Origin of the sequence: Streptomyces sp. QH1-20, from assembly GCF_041283565.1 — a bacterium.
In the GTDB taxonomy this organism is placed as follows: Bacteria; Actinomycetota; Actinomycetes; order Streptomycetales; family Streptomycetaceae; genus Streptomyces; species Streptomyces syringius.
The window spans coordinates 1,791,236-1,805,796 of record NZ_CP166299.1 but is presented as its reverse complement, the minus strand read 5'-3'; the positions used below and the strand labels follow the sequence as shown (position 1 = coordinate 1,805,796).

Below are 14,561 nucleotides of genomic sequence, written 5' to 3'. Positions count from 1 at the left end.
AGCACTGACGGGTGTTGACCGACTCGACGATACAACCGCCCGCTTTCCGATGTTGATGGGTGGGTATTCCCCTGACGTGAGGACGTGCGCAAGGGTGAAGATCGGACACACTCCGACCGGGTTTGTGATCTAGGGGTTTCAACCTGCACCAGCCCAGGTAGGGTCTGGAAGCGTCCAGCTCCCCTTGGAGGAGGTGAGGACCGTGGCAGCCCACGACGACGACATGAACCGCGGCATCCGGCCCGGGCGAGGGTCTGACGACCCCGCGGGCCAGGTTGCCTATCTCGAGCAGGAGATCGCCGTCCTGCGGCGCAAGCTCGCCGACTCTCCGCGTCACACGAGGATTCTCGAAGAGCGGATCGTCGAGCTCCAGACCAACCTGGCCGGGGTGTCCGCTCAGAACGAGCGGCTCGCCAACACCCTCCGCGAGGCCCGCGACCAGATCGTGGCCCTCAAGGAGGAAGTGGACCGGCTCGCACAGCCGCCGGCCGGCTTCGGTGTCTTCCTGCAGACCAATGAGGACGGCACGGCCGACATCTTCACCGGAGGGCGGAAACTCCGGGTCAATGTCAGCCCGAGCGTCGAGGCCGAGGACCTCAGGCGTGGCCAGGAGGTCATGCTCAACGAGGCGCTCAATGTGGTCGAGGCCATGGCCTTCGAGCGGGCCGGGGACATCGTCACCCTCAAGGAGATCCTCGAGGACGGCGAGCGGGCCCTGGTCATCGGGCACACCGACGAGGAGCGGGTGGTGCGGCTCGCCGAGCCGCTGCTGGACGTCACCATCCGCCCCGGCGACGCCCTGCTGCTCGAATCCCGGTCCGGCTACGTCTATGAGGTCATCCCGAAGAGCGAGGTCGAGGAGCTCGTCCTCGAAGAGGTCCCGGACATCGACTACACGAAGATCGGCGGACTGGGAAACCAGATCGAGCTGATCCGCGACGCGGTCGAGCTGCCGTACCTCTACCCCGACCTCTTCAAGGAGCACGAACTGCGGCCGCCCAAGGGCGTGCTGCTCTACGGCCCGCCCGGCTGCGGCAAGACGCTCATCGCCAAGGCGGTGGCCAACTCCCTTGCCAAGAAGGTCGCCGAGGTCACCGGCAAGCCCGCGGGGAAGAGCTTCTTCCTCAATATCAAGGGCCCCGAACTGCTCAACAAGTACGTCGGGGAGACCGAGCGGCACATCCGGCTCATCTTCCAGCGCGCCAGGGAGAAGGCGAGCGAGGGCACACCCGTCATCGTCTTCTTCGACGAGATGGACTCCCTCTTCCGCACCCGCGGCTCCGGAGTCAGCTCGGACGTGGAGAACACCATCGTCCCGCAGCTGCTCTCCGAGATCGACGGCGTGGAGGGCCTGGAGAACGTCATCGTCATCGGTGCCTCGAACCGCGAGGACATGATCGACCCCGCGATCCTGCGGCCCGGCCGGCTCGACGTCAAGATCAAGATCGAGCGTCCGGACGCCGAGGCGGCCAAGGACATCTTCTCCAAGTACCTCACCGAGACCCTGCCGGTCCACGCGGACGACCTGGCCGAGCACGGCGGGTCGGCCAGGGCCGCCGTCGCCGGCATGATCCAGTCGGTCGTCGAGCAGATGTACGCGGAATCCGAGGAGAACCGCTTCCTCGAGGTCACGTACGCCAACGGCGACAAGGAAGTCCTGTATTTCAAGGACTTCAACTCGGGCGCGATGATCCAGAACATTGTGGACCGGGCGAAGAAAATGGCCATCAAGGCATTCCTCGACCAGAACCAGAAGGGCATTCGCGTCTCCCATCTGCTCGCCGCCTGTGTGGACGAGTTCAAGGAGAACGAGGACCTTCCCAACACCACCAACCCGGACGACTGGGCCCGGATCTCCGGCAAGAAGGGCGAGCGGATTGTCTTCATCCGCACCCTCGTCACCGGAAAGCAGGGCGCGGACACCGGTCGCTCGATCGACACCGTGGCCAATACCGGCCAGTATCTGTAACACCGTCGTCCGGCTGCGGATGTCCTCGTCCCGCCCTTGGCGCCTCGGTGCCGGGTCGGGTGCTCCGGGGGCGTCCGCAGCCGGACGCTTTTGCGCCGGGCGGGCCCCGGCGCGTCCGAAAAACACCCGGGAGGCCCCGGCGGGCACGAGGCGGCCCGGCCGGGCCGGGCGCGGCACGAACCGGAGCAATGACTGTAATGATCTCCCCACCGCCGCAAAGCCGTTCTAGGCTCTTCGGTACCGGGCCACGAAGCACGTGGGGGAAGCGCACGGACCGGAAGAGCAGCGGTACTTGAGCGGCGACCCCACCACGGGGCGCCGCCGGGCTAGGAGGGCCGCATGACCGTACGGCGAGTAATGGGCATCGAGACGGAGTACGGGATCTCCGTCCCCGGTCACCCGAACGCCAATGCCATGCTCACCTCGTCCCAGATCGTCAATGCCTACGCGGCTGCGATGCACCGGGCGCGACGAGCCCGCTGGGACTTCGAGGAGGAGAACCCGCTGCGGGACGCCCGCGGCTTCGACCTCGCCCGCGAGGCCGCAGACTCCAGCCAGCTCACCGACGAGGACATCGGCCTGGCCAATGTCATCCTCACCAACGGCGCACGGCTCTACGTGGACCACGCCCACCCCGAGTACAGCTCGCCGGAGATCACCAATCCGCGCGACGCCGTGCTGTGGGACAAGGCGGGCGAGCGCATCATGGCCGAGGCCGCCGAGCGCGCCGCCCAGCTGCCCGGCGCGCAGCCGATCCACCTCTACAAGAACAACACCGACAACAAGGGCGCCTCCTACGGCACCCACGAGAACTACCTGATGAAGCGGGAGACCCCCTTCTCGGACATCGTGCGCCATCTGACGCCGTTCTTCGTCTGCCGGCAGGTCGTCACCGGCGCCGGCCGCGTCGGCATCGGCCAGGACGGCCGCGAGCACGGCTTCCAGCTCAGCCAGCGCGCGGACTACTTCGAGGTCGAGGTCGGCCTCGAGACCACCCTCAAGCGGCCCATCATCAACACCCGCGACGAGCCGCACGCCGACGCCGAGAAGTACCGCAGGCTGCACGTCATCATCGGTGACGCCAATCTCTCCGAGATCTCCACCTACCTCAAGCTCGGCACCACCGCCCTGGTGCTGTCGATGATCGAGGACGGCTTCATCGCCGCCGACCTGGCCGTGGACCAGCCGGTCCGCACCCTCCACCAGGTGAGCCACGACCCCACGCTGCGCCGGCTCATCACGCTGCGTAGCGGCCGTACGCTCACGGCCGTACAGCTCCAGATGGAGTACTTCGAGCTGGCCCGCAAGTACGTGGAGGACCGCTTCGGCGCGGACGCGGACGAGCAGACCAAGGACGTCCTCGGCCGCTGGGAGGACGTGCTGAACCGGCTGGAGCGCGATCCGATGAGCCTCGCCGGCGAGCTGGACTGGGTGGCCAAGCGCGAGCTGCTGGAGGGCTACCGCCGCCGGGACACCCTGGACTGGGACGCCGCCCGGCTGCATCTGGTCGATCTGCAGTACGCGGACGTACGCCCCGACAAGGGCCTGTACAACCGGCTGGCGGCCCGCGGCCGGATGAAGCGGCTCCTGGAGGAGGACGAGGTCCAGCGGGCCATCACGGCCCCGCCGGAGGACACCCGGGCCTATTTCCGCGGCCGCTGCCTGGAGCAGTACGCGGACGACGTGGCCGCCGCCTCCTGGGACTCGGTGATCTTCGATCTGCCCGGCCGTGACTCTCTGCAACGGGTGCCCACGCTGGAGCCACTGCGCGGGACCCGCAATCACGTCAAGGAGCTCCTGGACCGCTGTCGCACGGCCGAGGAACTGGTCCGCGTCCTGTCCGGGGGCTGAGTGGGGTCTGAGGAGACTGCGTTCTGGGAATCATCACGGTGGCCCCGGGACGTTGTAGCAAGTGCAGGGCCGATCGCGGACCCTGCTTGTAGGGTCTGAACAGGTACATCTGATCTTGTACGTCGAACCGAGCGGGGTGAGGGATATGGCGACCAAGGACACCGGCGGCGGGCAGCAGAAGGCCACGCGTTCCACGGAGGAGGTCGAGGAGCAGGCGCAGGACGCGCAGGCTTCGGAAGACCTCAAGGAGCGCCAGGAGAAGCTGTCGGACGACGTGGACTCCGTGCTGGACGAAATCGACGATGTACTCGAGGAGAACGCCGAGGACTTCGTTCGCTCGTTCGTCCAAAAGGGCGGGGAGTAGCAGGCAGTGCCCGTGATGAACGGGATCTCCACCGGGACGAGTTACGTGCTCCGGCGGAGCGGCGGGACGGGGCACGCGTGAGGTGTCCCGCCGCTCCGGGCGGGCAGATGAACAGCGATCATGGGACGGGTAAGGTCCCTGGCATACGGTGCTCCGGCCGCGGTGCGGCACCGGGGCGGTTCAAGGACCAGGCGGACGTGATGGGGCGGGCCGCCGCATATCTGGAAGGAAACGCGTGGAAGCCAACACTCGTAGCATCGGGCGTCTGCCGGCTGCCTTCCTGACGCCCGGCTCCTCGTCGTTCATGGATTTCCTCGGCGCGCACTCCCCGGACCTGCTGCCGGGCAATCGGCAGCTGCCTCCGCTGAAGGGCGCCGTCGAGGCGCCGCACGGCACGACCATCGTCGCCGCGTCCTTCCCCGGCGGTGTGGTGCTCGCCGGTGACCGGCGGGCGACGATGGGCAATGTCATCGCGCAGCGGGACATCGAGAAGGTCTTCCCGGCCGATGAGTACTCGGCCGTCGGCATCGCCGGCACGGCCGGGCTGGCCGTCGAGATGGTCAAGCTCTTCCAGCTCGAGCTCGAGCACTTCGAGAAGGTCGAGGGCGTCCAACTCTCCCTGGAGGGCAAGGCGAACCGGCTGTCCACCATGATCCGCAGCAACCTCGGCATGGCCATGCAGGGCCTCGCCGTGGTGCCGCTCTTCGCCGGCTGGGACGTCGATCGCAACAAGGGCCGCATCTTCTCCTACGACGTGACCGGCGGGCGCTCCGAGGAGCACGGCTTCGCGGCGACCGGCTCCGGCTCGGTCTTCGCGCGCGGTGCGCTGAAGAAGCTCTTCCGGGAGGACCTGACGGAGGATCAGGCCACCACGCTCGTCGTCCAGGCGCTGTACGACGCGGCCGATGACGACTCGGCGACCGGTGGGCCCGACCTCGCCCGCCGTATCTATCCGATCGTCACCGTCATCACCGACGAGGGGTTCCGGAGGCTGACCGACGCGCAGTGCGCCGAGGTCGTCCGCGCGATCCACGAGCGGCGCCTGCAGGAGCCGGACGGCCCGCGGGCCGCGCTGCTCTGACGCCCCACGGAACCTTTACCCGCCACTGACAGAAAGGGACGGAGAGCCGGTGTCGACGCCGTTCTATGTCTCACCCCAGCAGGCCATGGCCGACCGCGCCGAGTACGCCCGCAAGGGCATCGCCCGCGGCCGTAGCGTCGTCGTACTCCAGTACACCGACGGCGTTCTCTTCGTCGCCGAGAACCCATCCCGCGCCTTGCACAAGGTCAGCGAGATCTACGACCGGATCGCCTTCGCCGCGGTCGGGAAGTACAACGAGTTCGAGAATCTGCGGATCGGCGGTGTGCGCTACGCCGATCTGCGCGGCTACACCTACGACCGCGACGACGTGACGGCCCGGGGTCTCGCGAACGTCTACGCCCAGACGCTGGGCACGATCTTCTCCAGCGCCGCGGAGAAGCCCTACGAGGTCGAGCTGATCGTCGCCGAGGTCGGGGCCGGCCCCGAGGACGACCAGATCTACCGGCTGCCCCACGACGGCTCGATCGTCGACGAGCACGGCTCGGTCGCGGTCGGTGGCAACGCCGACCAGATCAGCAGCTACCTCGACCAGCGGCACCGGGACGGGATGACCCTCGCCGAGGCGCTCAAGCTCGCCGTCGAGTCGCTCACCCGCGACAACAACGGCGGTGAGCGCACCCTGACCGCCGAGCAGCTAGAGGTGGCGGTCCTGGACCGGACGCGACCGCAGCAGCGCAAGTTCAAGCGGCTGCTGGGCCGTCAGCTCTCCCGACTGCTCGAGGGCCACGCCACCGATGTGAGCGTCGACGAATCCGAGGAGGCCGCTCCCGGCGCGGGCGCGGACGAGACGCCGGGTGCGCCGTAGGGCCACGGTGTCTGCACCACCGCTGCGCGGCGGTGTCCTCAAACGCCGGACGGGCTGAAATCAGCCCGTCCGGCGTTTGAGGACGCGCCCGCAGGGCGCTGGCCGCCGCAGGCGGCACGACAGCCCGCGGTCACCTCACTCCGTCGGCGCGAGCGCCGTCATGCGAGGAGGAGCCGCGGGCGACGAGCTCCACCGGCAGCGTCGTGGGGGCGGCCGGCCTACCGTCCAGGACGGTCATCAGGGCCCGCATGCCCGCCTCGCCCACGGCCTCGGCCGGCAGCCGCACCGTCGTCAGCTCCGGCTCGACGGCCGTCGCCAGCGGAAGATCGTCGAAACCGGTCACCGAGACGTCGTCGGGCACGCGCAGCCCCAGCCGCCGGGCGGCCTTGCAGGCGCCCGCCGCCAGGATGTCGCTGTCGCAGATCAGCGCGGTGGGCCTCGGCCCGGGGCCGGTGAGGGCCCGCTCGGCGGCCGCCCGGCCCGCCCGCACGTCGAGGGCCGCGGGCTCCGTCGCCAGCACCGCGTCCACGACCCCGCTCAGGGTGTCCGCCAGCGCCCGGGCCCGTACGTGGAAGGTCCAGGAGTCGACGTCGGCCGCGAGATGGGCGAACCGGCGGTGGCCGAGCCCCAGCAGATACTCGGTGACCTGGCGCATGCCGTCGGCGATGTCGAGGTTGACGGTCGCCGACGCCTCCGTCCGCCCGGGGTCGCTGTCGAGCATGACGAGGGGAAGATCGCCGTCGCGGATGTCGGCCAGGGCGTCCACCGCCATGGAGGAGGCGATGACGCCGTCCAGGGTCGCGCGGGCGGAGGCGAAGGGGTCGCGAGCGGGCCCGGTGCCCTCCGGTGAGGGATAGAGGACCACGCCGACCCCGTGCTCGGCCGCGGCCCGGGCGGCACCGGTGTAGACGCGGGCGAAGAACTCATTGGTGAGCGCGGGGACCACCAGCAGCGCCGTACGGGTGCGGCCCAGCCGCAGATTGCGCGCCGCGAGATTCGGCCGGTAGCCCAGCTCCCGCGCGGCGGTGCGCACGGCCTCGGCGGTCCGCTCGGAGACCCGGCCGCGCCACTTGTCGCCCATGACCAGCGAGACGGTGGCCTGCGACACCCCCGCGGCCCGCGCCACGTCCCGGCTGGTGACCCGCGCGCGCGGCTGCCCCAGCTCCCGGACGTTCGGCCACCGCTCGTCACCGCGCGCCGCCGCCCGCCCGCGCCACGACCCCTGCTCTGTCTCCGCCACCGGTCCGCGCCCCTTTTCCTGTTCCCCGCCTGTTTCCCGCCTCCCCGCGAGTGGACCCCCGGGTTGCCGACATGGTACGTATAACGCCGAAGGTTATACGTAAAACCCGAGGTGTCTCGGTCAGTGAAGGTGGACAGATGATGGCGGCCGGCTACGGCGAAATGCTCAGGACGCGGCACGCGGCGCGCTTGCTCGCGGGCACGCTGGTGGGGCGGCTGCCGAGCGCCACCGCCGCCCTGGCGATCGTGCTCTTCGCCCGCGCGGAGGGCGGCAGCTACGCCCTCGCGGGCGCGCTGTCGGCCGTCTACGGCGTGGGCAACGCCATCGGCCAGCCGCTGCTGGGCCGGGCCGTGGACCTCTTCGGCCAGCCCCGCGTGATGCTGCCCTCCGCCGTGCTCTCCGCGCTCGGCATGGTGCTGTTCTGCCTGATCGGCCTGGAGCCGCTGCCGCTGGCCTACGCGGCCATGGTCGTCGCCGGATTCTTCACCCCGCCCCTGGAGGGCGGTCTGCGCGCCCTGTGGCCGGACGTCCTCAAGCGCGAGGACCGCATCCACGCCGCGTACGCGCTGGACGCCATCGCCCAGGAAGTCATGTACGCCGTCGGCCCGCTGGCCGTCACCCTGATCGTGGCCGCCTGGTCCGAGGCCGCCGCGCTGCTCGTCATCAACGCGATAGGCGTCCTCGGCGCCCTGGCCGTGGTCACCTCCCCGCCCTCCCGCAAGTGGCGCAGCGCGCCCCGTGAGGCGCACTGGCTCGGGGCGCTGCGCTCGCGCGGTCTGCTCGTGCTGCTCGGGGCGTTCTTCTTCGTCGGCTCGGCCCTCGGCTCGATATCCGTGGCGTCGGTGGCGTACGCCGACGAGCACGGCGGCGGGATGGTCTCCAGCTATCTGCTGTCCGCCCTCGGCGTGGGCGCGCTCATCGGCGGTGTCGTCTACGGCGGCCGGCAGTGGCCGGGCGAGCCCGAGCGCCGGCTGCGGATGCTCGTCGCGGGTCTCGCGGTCTGCTATCTGCCGCTCCTGCTCGTCCCGGGCGTCGTCGCCATGACCGTGCTCGCCGGTGTGGCCGGAGTCTTCCTCGCGCCGTCGCTCGCCTGCGCGTTCGTCGTCGTGGACCGCCACGCGCCGCGCGGCACCGTCACCGAGGCCTTCTCCTGGCTGGTGACCGCCTTCGGTGTGGGTGCCTCGATCGGTATCGCCGTCGTCGGCCCGGCCGTGGAGTACGGCGGCTCGAAGGCCGGTTTCGCGGTCGCCGTGGGCGGTGGCGCGGTCGCCCTGCTGGTGCTCCTGGCGGCGCAGCGCTCCTTCGGGCCCCCGGTCGCCGTGGCCGAAGCCGGTGTGTTGCCGGAAAATGATCGAATCGGTGCTGTCGAACCCGGTTTCAGCGCAGGGCATCAGGCGTAATGTTCAGACATGGATCGCCGCATTTTCGGGCTGGAGAACGAGTACGGCGTCACGTGCACGTTCAGGGGACAGCGCCGACTGTCACCTGACGAAGTGGCGCGCTACCTCTTCCGCCGTGTCGTTTCCTGGGGCCGCAGCAGCAATGTCTTCCTGCGGAACGGCGCCCGCCTCTATCTGGACGTGGGATCGCACCCGGAATACGCAACACCCGAGTGCGACAACGTGATCGAGCTGGTCACGCACGACAAAGCGGGCGAGCGCATTCTCGAAGGTCTGCTCGTCGACGCCGAGCGCCGCCTGCACGAGGAGGGGATCGCGGGCGACGTCTATCTGTTCAAGAACAACACCGATTCCGCCGGAAACTCCTACGGATGCCATGAGAACTACCTCGTGGCCCGGCACGGGGAGTTCTCCCGGCTGGCGGACATCCTCATCCCCTTCCTCGTCACCCGGCAGTTGCTGTGCGGGGCGGGGAAGGTGCTCCAGACCCCGCGCGGCGCGGTGTACTGCGTCAGCCAGCGCGCCGAGCACATCTGGGAAGGCGTCAGTTCCGCCACCACCCGCTCGCGTCCGATCATCAACACCCGGGACGAGCCGCACGCGGACGCCGAGCGCTACCGCCGACTGCACGTCATCGTCGGCGATTCGAACATGTCCGAGACGACCATGCTGCTGAAGGTCGGTGCCACCGATCTCGTCCTGCGCATGATCGAGGCGGGCACCGTGATGCGGGACCTGACCCTGGAGAATCCGATCAGGGCCATCCGCGAGGTCAGCCACGACACCACCGGCACCCGCAAGGTGCGCCTCGCCAGCGGCCGGGAGGCCTCCGCCCTGGAGGTCCAACAGGAGTACTACGAGAAGGCCGTGGACTTCTGCGAGCGCCGGGGCATCCGCACCGGCACGGTCGAGCGCGTCCTGGAGCTGTGGGGCCGCACGCTGGAGGCCATCCGGGACGAGGACCTGGACCGGATCTCCACCGAGATCGACTGGGTGATGAAGTACCAGCTGATCGAGAAGTACCGCGCGAAGAACAACATCACCATGTCCCATCCGCGGGTCGCCCAGATAGATCTGGCCTACCACGACATCCACCGCCGCCGGGGGTTGTACTACCTCCTGGAGCGGCGCGGCCAGGCCGCCCGGGTCTGTAACGACCTCAAGATCTTCGAGGGCAAGTCCGTACCCCCGCAGACCACCCGGGCCCGGCTGCGCGGCGACTTCATCCGCCGCGCGCAGGAGCAGCGCCGGGACTTCACCGTCGACTGGGTGCATCTCAAGCTCAACGACCAGGCCCAGCGCACGGTGTTGTGCAAGGACCCCTTCCGGTCGGTGGACGACCGGGTGGAGAAGCTGATCGCCGGGATGTGATCCCGGGCTCCGCTCCGCATGAAGGTTGTATGAGAGTGGTACGAGCGCGGTCGGTGCCGGGCCCCGGGGTCCGGCATCCGACCGTGTCGGGCAGGGTTGATCGACAGAGCACAAGCCGTAAAGTGGCGGGCACTGCCAAGCCACCCCCCTAGCCCGAGTTGGACTGATGCTGCAATTCCTCGGGGGCCGACCCCCGCTCTCTCGCTCGTACTCGAAGAACCCGCGTCGCTTCGCCGTCGCGTTGGCCGTGCCCGCCCTGCTCTTCGCCGCCACGGCGTGCGGGTCGGAGGACGGTGGCTCCTCCGACGCGCAGGTGAAGGTGGAGGGGAAGTTCGGGGAGAAGCCCGAGATCTCCACCCCCAAGGACGCGAAGCCCGCCGACAAGCTCGTCGTCAAGACGCTCACCGAGGGCTCGGGCGAGAAGGTGGAGAAGGGCGGCTTCGTGCGGCTCGACTTCGCCGGGCAGACGATGAAGGACAACAAGTCCCTGGGCGGTACGTGGACGACCCAGCCGGGCGCCAAGGGCCCCCGCCGCCAGATGGTGGCGCAGGTCGGCCAGCCCAGCCAGGAGATGCCCGCCAAGGTGCTGGACGAGGTGATCGGCAAGAAGGCGGGCACCCGCTTCGAGGTCGAGGGCACGGCGAAGGCGCTGATCGGGGATCAGCTCAACCCGCAGGCGGGCGTCAAGCCGGAGGACGGCCTGGTGTGGGTGATCGACGTCGTGGCGACGACGAAGGTCGACCCCAAGAGTGAGGTCAAGGGCGACCAGGCCGCCCCGGCCTCGGGCATGCCCGAGGTGAAGTACAACTCCCGGAAGGCCGCGAGCATCACCATCCCCAAGGGGGAGAAGGCGCCGACCGACCTCAAGGAGCAGGTGCTGATCAAGGGCAACGGCCCGGAGGTCAAGGCGGGTGACGGCCTGATCGCGCAGTACACCGGTGTGAAGTGGGAGAACGGCGAGAAGTTCGACTCCTCCTGGGACCACAACGGCGCCACGGCCTTCCAGATCGGCACCGGCTCGGTCGTCCAGGGCTGGGACAAGGGCCTGGTCGGCAAGCGCGTGGGGGACCGGGTCGAGCTGGTCATCCCGCCGAAGCTGGGTTACGAGGGCCAGCCGCAGAGCGGTCTCGACAAGAACACGCTGGTCTTCGTCGTGGACATCGTGGGCAAGGTCTGACCGTCTCCAGGTTGGAGATCTGCCAGAATTGCACGGTTGTCTGCAAGATTCTTTCGTAGGAGCACTTCGTGAGCATCGACAAGCCCGAGATCGACTTCCCGGGCGGCGAGCCGCCGGCCGACCTTGAGATCAAGGACATCTGGGAGGGCGACGGCGCCGTCGCCAAGGCCGGCGACACGGTCAAGGTCCACTACGTGGGCGTTGCCTTCTCCACCGGCGAAGAGTTCGACGCGAGCTGGAACCACGGCACCCCGCTCCAGTTCCGGCTGGGTGCCGGCCAGGTCATCGCCGGCTGGGACCAGGGCATCCAGGGCATGAAGGTCGGCGGCCGCCGCCGGCTGACCATTCCCGCGCACCTCGCCTACGGCGACCGTGGCGCGGGCAACCGGATCGCCCCGGGCGAGACGCTGATCTTCGTCTGTGACCTGATCGCGGTCTGAGACGGTCGTAAGTGAAGGCCGAGGGCCCATGCCTCCTGGCATGGGCCCTCGGCTTTTGCCGTACGACGCGCGAGCGGTACGGTCAACGGTTGAGAGCACAAGTAGAGAGGGCGTCGATGGCGATTGCCAAGGCCGAGCGGCTGATGAACCTGGCGCTGTGCCTGTTGGGCACCCGCCGGCCGCTCAGCAAGCGGGAGTTGCGGGGCTCGATCGAGGCGTACTTGGAGGCCTTCGGGCCGGGGAACGCCGCGGCTTTCGGGCCGGGGAACGCTGCGGCCTTCGGGCCGGGGAACGCCGCGCCTGCCGGGCAGCCGGGGGAGGCCGGGGCGGATGCCGTCGGCGCGGCACCGGGCAAGCGCTCCGGGGCGGGCAGCTCCGAGGACGCCTTCAACCGGATGTTCGAGCGCGACAAGGACGATCTGCGCGAGCTGGGCCTGATCATCGAGACCGTCGAGGGCATCGACGGGGAGATCGGCTATCTCGCCCGCCGTGACAGCAACCGGCTGCCTCCGATCACTCTCGACGTCGAGGAGGCCGCCGCCCTGGGCCTGGCCGCGAAGGTCTGGCAGCAGGCCCGGCTCGCGGGTGCCGCCAGTGGCGCGCTGCAGAAGCTGCGCGCGGCCGGCATGCCGCTCGCGGAGGACGCGTACGAGAGCCAGAGCGCCCTCGAGCCGCGCATCCCCGTGCACGAGGCGGCCTTCGAGCCGCTGATGCTCGCCGCCCGTGACCGCCGGACCGTCGTCTTCGACTACCACAAGGCCAATGCCGCCCGCCCCGAGCAGCGGCACGTCGAGCCGTGGACCTTGGAGTGCTGGCGCGGCCATTGGTATCTGGCCGGCTGGGACCGTGACCGGGGTGCCGAGCGGGTCTTCCGGCTCTCCCGCATCACGGGGAAGGTCCGTTCGCGGGCCGTGCCGTTCACCGTGCCGGTGCCGGACCACGTCACGGTCCGCGAGACGGTCGAGAGCTGGTCGGGCGAGACGGCGACCCGTACGGCCCGGATCACCGTGCGGGCCGGTCACGGTTATCCGCTGCGGGCCCGTGCCACCGTCACCCGGGATCTGGGCGACGGCTGGGACGAGCTGGAGATTCCTTACGGGCACGGGCTGGACGCCTGGCTGGTGGAGTTCGGCCCCGATGTGAAGGTGCTCGAACCGGCCGAGCTGCGGGCCGATGTGCTCGACCGGCTGCGCGCCGTGGCCAAGGGCTGAGCCCGCCCCGCCCGAGCGGGACCAGTTCGGACCAGAGTTGACCAGAGTGGAAGGGCACGGACCGACTTCTTATGGCCGGCAACGCCATTGACCAGACCCGGCGGATGCTTTCGCTGGTGACCTACCTGCGCGAGCGCCCCGGCGCCCGTGTCACCGATGTGGCCCGCGCCTTCGGCATCACCGAGGACGAGCTGATCGGTGACCTCGACGTGCTGCCGATGTGCGGGACGAGCTTCCGGGGCGGCGATCTGCTGGACATCGACACCGACGGCGACCGCATCTGGTGGCACAACCCCGACGCGTCGGGCACCAGCACGGGCGAGCCGCTGCGGCTGGCGGCCGACGAGGCCACCGCGCTGCTGGTGGCCGCGCGTGCCGTCGCCACCCTCCCCGGGCTGCGCGAGAGCGACCGGCAGGCCCTGCTGCGCGCCACCGCCAAGCTGGAGGCCGCGGCCGGGGAGGCCGCGGGCGCCAGCTCCCGGCTCTCGGTCACCTTCGAGTCCGAGGGCGGGGTCTTCGCGGACGTCGACCGGGCCATCGCCGAGCGCCGCCGGCTGTGGCTGCGCTACTACTCGCCCGCGCGGGACGAGCTCACCGAGCGCGAGGTCGACCCGATCCGGCTGTTCGCCGTGGGCCACACCTATATGGAGGCGTGGTGCCGGCTTTCAGAGGCCCGCCGCACCTTCCGGCTCGACCGGGTCGCCGAGATCAGGCTGCTCGACGAGCCCTCCGACCCGCCGCCGGTCGAGCTGCGCGATCTGTCCGAGAGCCTGGTGCAGCCCGCGGCCGAGGACCCCGAGGTGGTCGTCGAGGTCGGCCCCGGCGGACGCTGGGTCGCCGAGTACTACCCCCACGACAGTGCCGAGGAGCTGCCCGACGGCGGTCTGCGGATCACGCTGCGCACCCCCGACCCGGCCTCGCTGCGCCGGCTGGCGCTGCGGCTCGGCCGGGACGGGCGGATCGTCTCCCCGCTCGCGCTGGCCGACAGCGCGCGGGACGCGGCCCGCGAGGCGCTCGCGGCGTACGGAGAGTAGGAGGGCGGGGCCAGGTGAAAGCGACAGGGGACGTGATGAACGTGAGGACCACGGCCGCCGCCGTCTTCAAGGCGGCCTGCCCCGACTGCCGGGGGCGCTTCGAGCTGGCCGCGGGCGCGCTGCGGCTGGCGATCGGGGCCAGCCACCGGACCACCTTCTACTCCTTCACCTGTCCGGACTGCGGTTCGGCGGTCCGCAAGCCGGCCGGGGAGCGGATCGTGGAGCTGCTGACCGGTGGCGGCGTGCGGACCCTGCGGCTGCACTCGACGGTGTGACCCGCCTCTTCCAGCCAGCTCCCGGCTCTTTCCCGCCCGTTTCCCGCCCCCTTCCGGCCGTGCCCCTCCCGCTCCGCCGGTCCTTTTCCGCCCGATAGGCTCCTCCCATGCTCTGGCCCATGCTCGCCATCGCCCTCGCCTTCTGCGGCATCGCCGTGCTGGGTGTCCTCGCCGCACGGGTGTTCGTCGAAGTGCGCCGGCTGGCCCGGCAGGTGGCGACGAGTTCGCAGCGCATCACCCGTGCCGCCGAGGACCTCGAACGGGCCGCGACCCCGCTCGCCGCGCAGACCGCACACACGCTGCGTCAGGACGGATGACCGGT

The 14,561-nt window shown here is 69.9% G+C and carries 13 protein-coding genes and 2 pseudogenes; 14 read left to right on the top strand and 1 reads right to left on the bottom strand.

The window, feature by feature from the left end; genetic code table 11:
- Positions 1-202 precede the first annotated feature (202 nt).
- From arc to prcA, 5 genes are all read left to right on the top strand, one after another.
- On the top strand, positions 203-1,969 hold the full coding sequence (gene arc, locus AB8O64_RS08045; RefSeq protein ID WP_370418552.1) for a proteasome ATPase: 1,767 nt from the start codon (positions 203-205) through the stop codon (positions 1,967-1,969).
- 339 nt (positions 1,970-2,308) lie between these two features.
- Positions 2,309-3,820, top strand: a complete 1,512-nt coding sequence (gene dop, locus AB8O64_RS08040) for a depupylase/deamidase Dop (protein ID WP_356459073.1) — start codon at positions 2,309-2,311, stop codon at positions 3,818-3,820.
- A 145-nt stretch (positions 3,821-3,965) separates the two neighbouring features.
- Positions 3,966-4,184: a ubiquitin-like protein Pup gene (locus AB8O64_RS08035; RefSeq protein WP_011027899.1), complete on the top strand. Its 219-nt coding sequence runs from the start codon at positions 3,966-3,968 to the stop codon at positions 4,182-4,184.
- Positions 4,185-4,419: 235 nt separating this feature from the next.
- On the top strand, positions 4,420-5,265 hold the full coding sequence (gene prcB, locus AB8O64_RS08030; protein ID WP_370418551.1) for a proteasome subunit beta: 846 nt from the start codon (positions 4,420-4,422) through the stop codon (positions 5,263-5,265).
- A gap of 49 nt (positions 5,266-5,314) precedes the next feature.
- Entirely contained in the window at positions 5,315-6,091 is a 777-nt protein-coding gene (gene prcA, locus AB8O64_RS08025; RefSeq protein WP_370418550.1) for a proteasome subunit alpha, read from the top strand.
- A gap of 130 nt (positions 6,092-6,221) precedes the next feature.
- Here the strand turns inward: prcA and AB8O64_RS08020 are convergent, their stop codons facing one another.
- On the bottom strand, positions 6,222-7,253 hold the full coding sequence (locus tag AB8O64_RS08020; RefSeq protein ID WP_370423817.1) for a LacI family DNA-binding transcriptional regulator: 1,032 nt from the start codon (positions 7,251-7,253) through the stop codon (positions 6,222-6,224).
- Positions 7,254-7,471: 218 nt separating this feature from the next.
- On the opposite strand from AB8O64_RS08020, the gene AB8O64_RS08015 reads away from it, so the two are divergent.
- The 9 genes and pseudogenes from AB8O64_RS08015 (at position 7,472) to AB8O64_RS07975 (ending at position 14,556) form a co-directional block, all read left to right on the top strand.
- Positions 7,472-8,731, top strand: coding sequence for an MFS transporter (locus AB8O64_RS08015; RefSeq protein WP_370423816.1), 1,260 nt, complete (start codon positions 7,472-7,474; stop codon positions 8,729-8,731).
- 9 nt (positions 8,732-8,740) lie between these two features.
- Positions 8,741-10,102: a Pup--protein ligase gene (gene pafA, locus AB8O64_RS08010; protein WP_356458563.1), complete on the top strand. Its 1,362-nt coding sequence runs from the start codon at positions 8,741-8,743 to the stop codon at positions 10,100-10,102.
- Between the two features lie 166 nt (positions 10,103-10,268).
- Positions 10,269-11,279 (top strand): FKBP-type peptidyl-prolyl cis-trans isomerase, encoded by a 1,011-nt coding sequence (locus tag AB8O64_RS08005; protein WP_370418549.1) that lies wholly within the window; start codon positions 10,269-10,271, stop codon positions 11,277-11,279.
- Between the two features lie 68 nt (positions 11,280-11,347).
- Positions 11,348-11,719, top strand: coding sequence for an FKBP-type peptidyl-prolyl cis-trans isomerase (locus AB8O64_RS08000; RefSeq protein ID WP_370418548.1), 372 nt, complete (start codon positions 11,348-11,350; stop codon positions 11,717-11,719).
- Between the two features lie 116 nt (positions 11,720-11,835).
- Positions 11,836-11,949, top strand: a pseudogene (locus AB8O64_RS07995) (WYL domain-containing protein); the annotation flags it as partial.
- Positions 11,950-12,090: 141 nt separating this feature from the next.
- Positions 12,091-12,930 (top strand): annotated as a pseudogene (locus tag AB8O64_RS07990) (helix-turn-helix transcriptional regulator); the annotation flags it as partial.
- A 71-nt stretch (positions 12,931-13,001) separates the two neighbouring features.
- Positions 13,002-13,964, top strand: coding sequence for a WYL domain-containing protein (locus tag AB8O64_RS07985; RefSeq protein ID WP_356458558.1), 963 nt, complete (start codon positions 13,002-13,004; stop codon positions 13,962-13,964).
- A 35-nt stretch (positions 13,965-13,999) separates the two neighbouring features.
- On the top strand, positions 14,000-14,239 hold the full coding sequence (locus tag AB8O64_RS07980; RefSeq protein ID WP_184733662.1) for a hypothetical protein: 240 nt from the start codon (positions 14,000-14,002) through the stop codon (positions 14,237-14,239).
- A gap of 107 nt (positions 14,240-14,346) precedes the next feature.
- Positions 14,347-14,556: a hypothetical protein gene (locus tag AB8O64_RS07975; RefSeq protein ID WP_130876975.1), complete on the top strand. Its 210-nt coding sequence runs from the start codon at positions 14,347-14,349 to the stop codon at positions 14,554-14,556.
- Positions 14,557-14,561 lie beyond the last annotated feature (5 nt).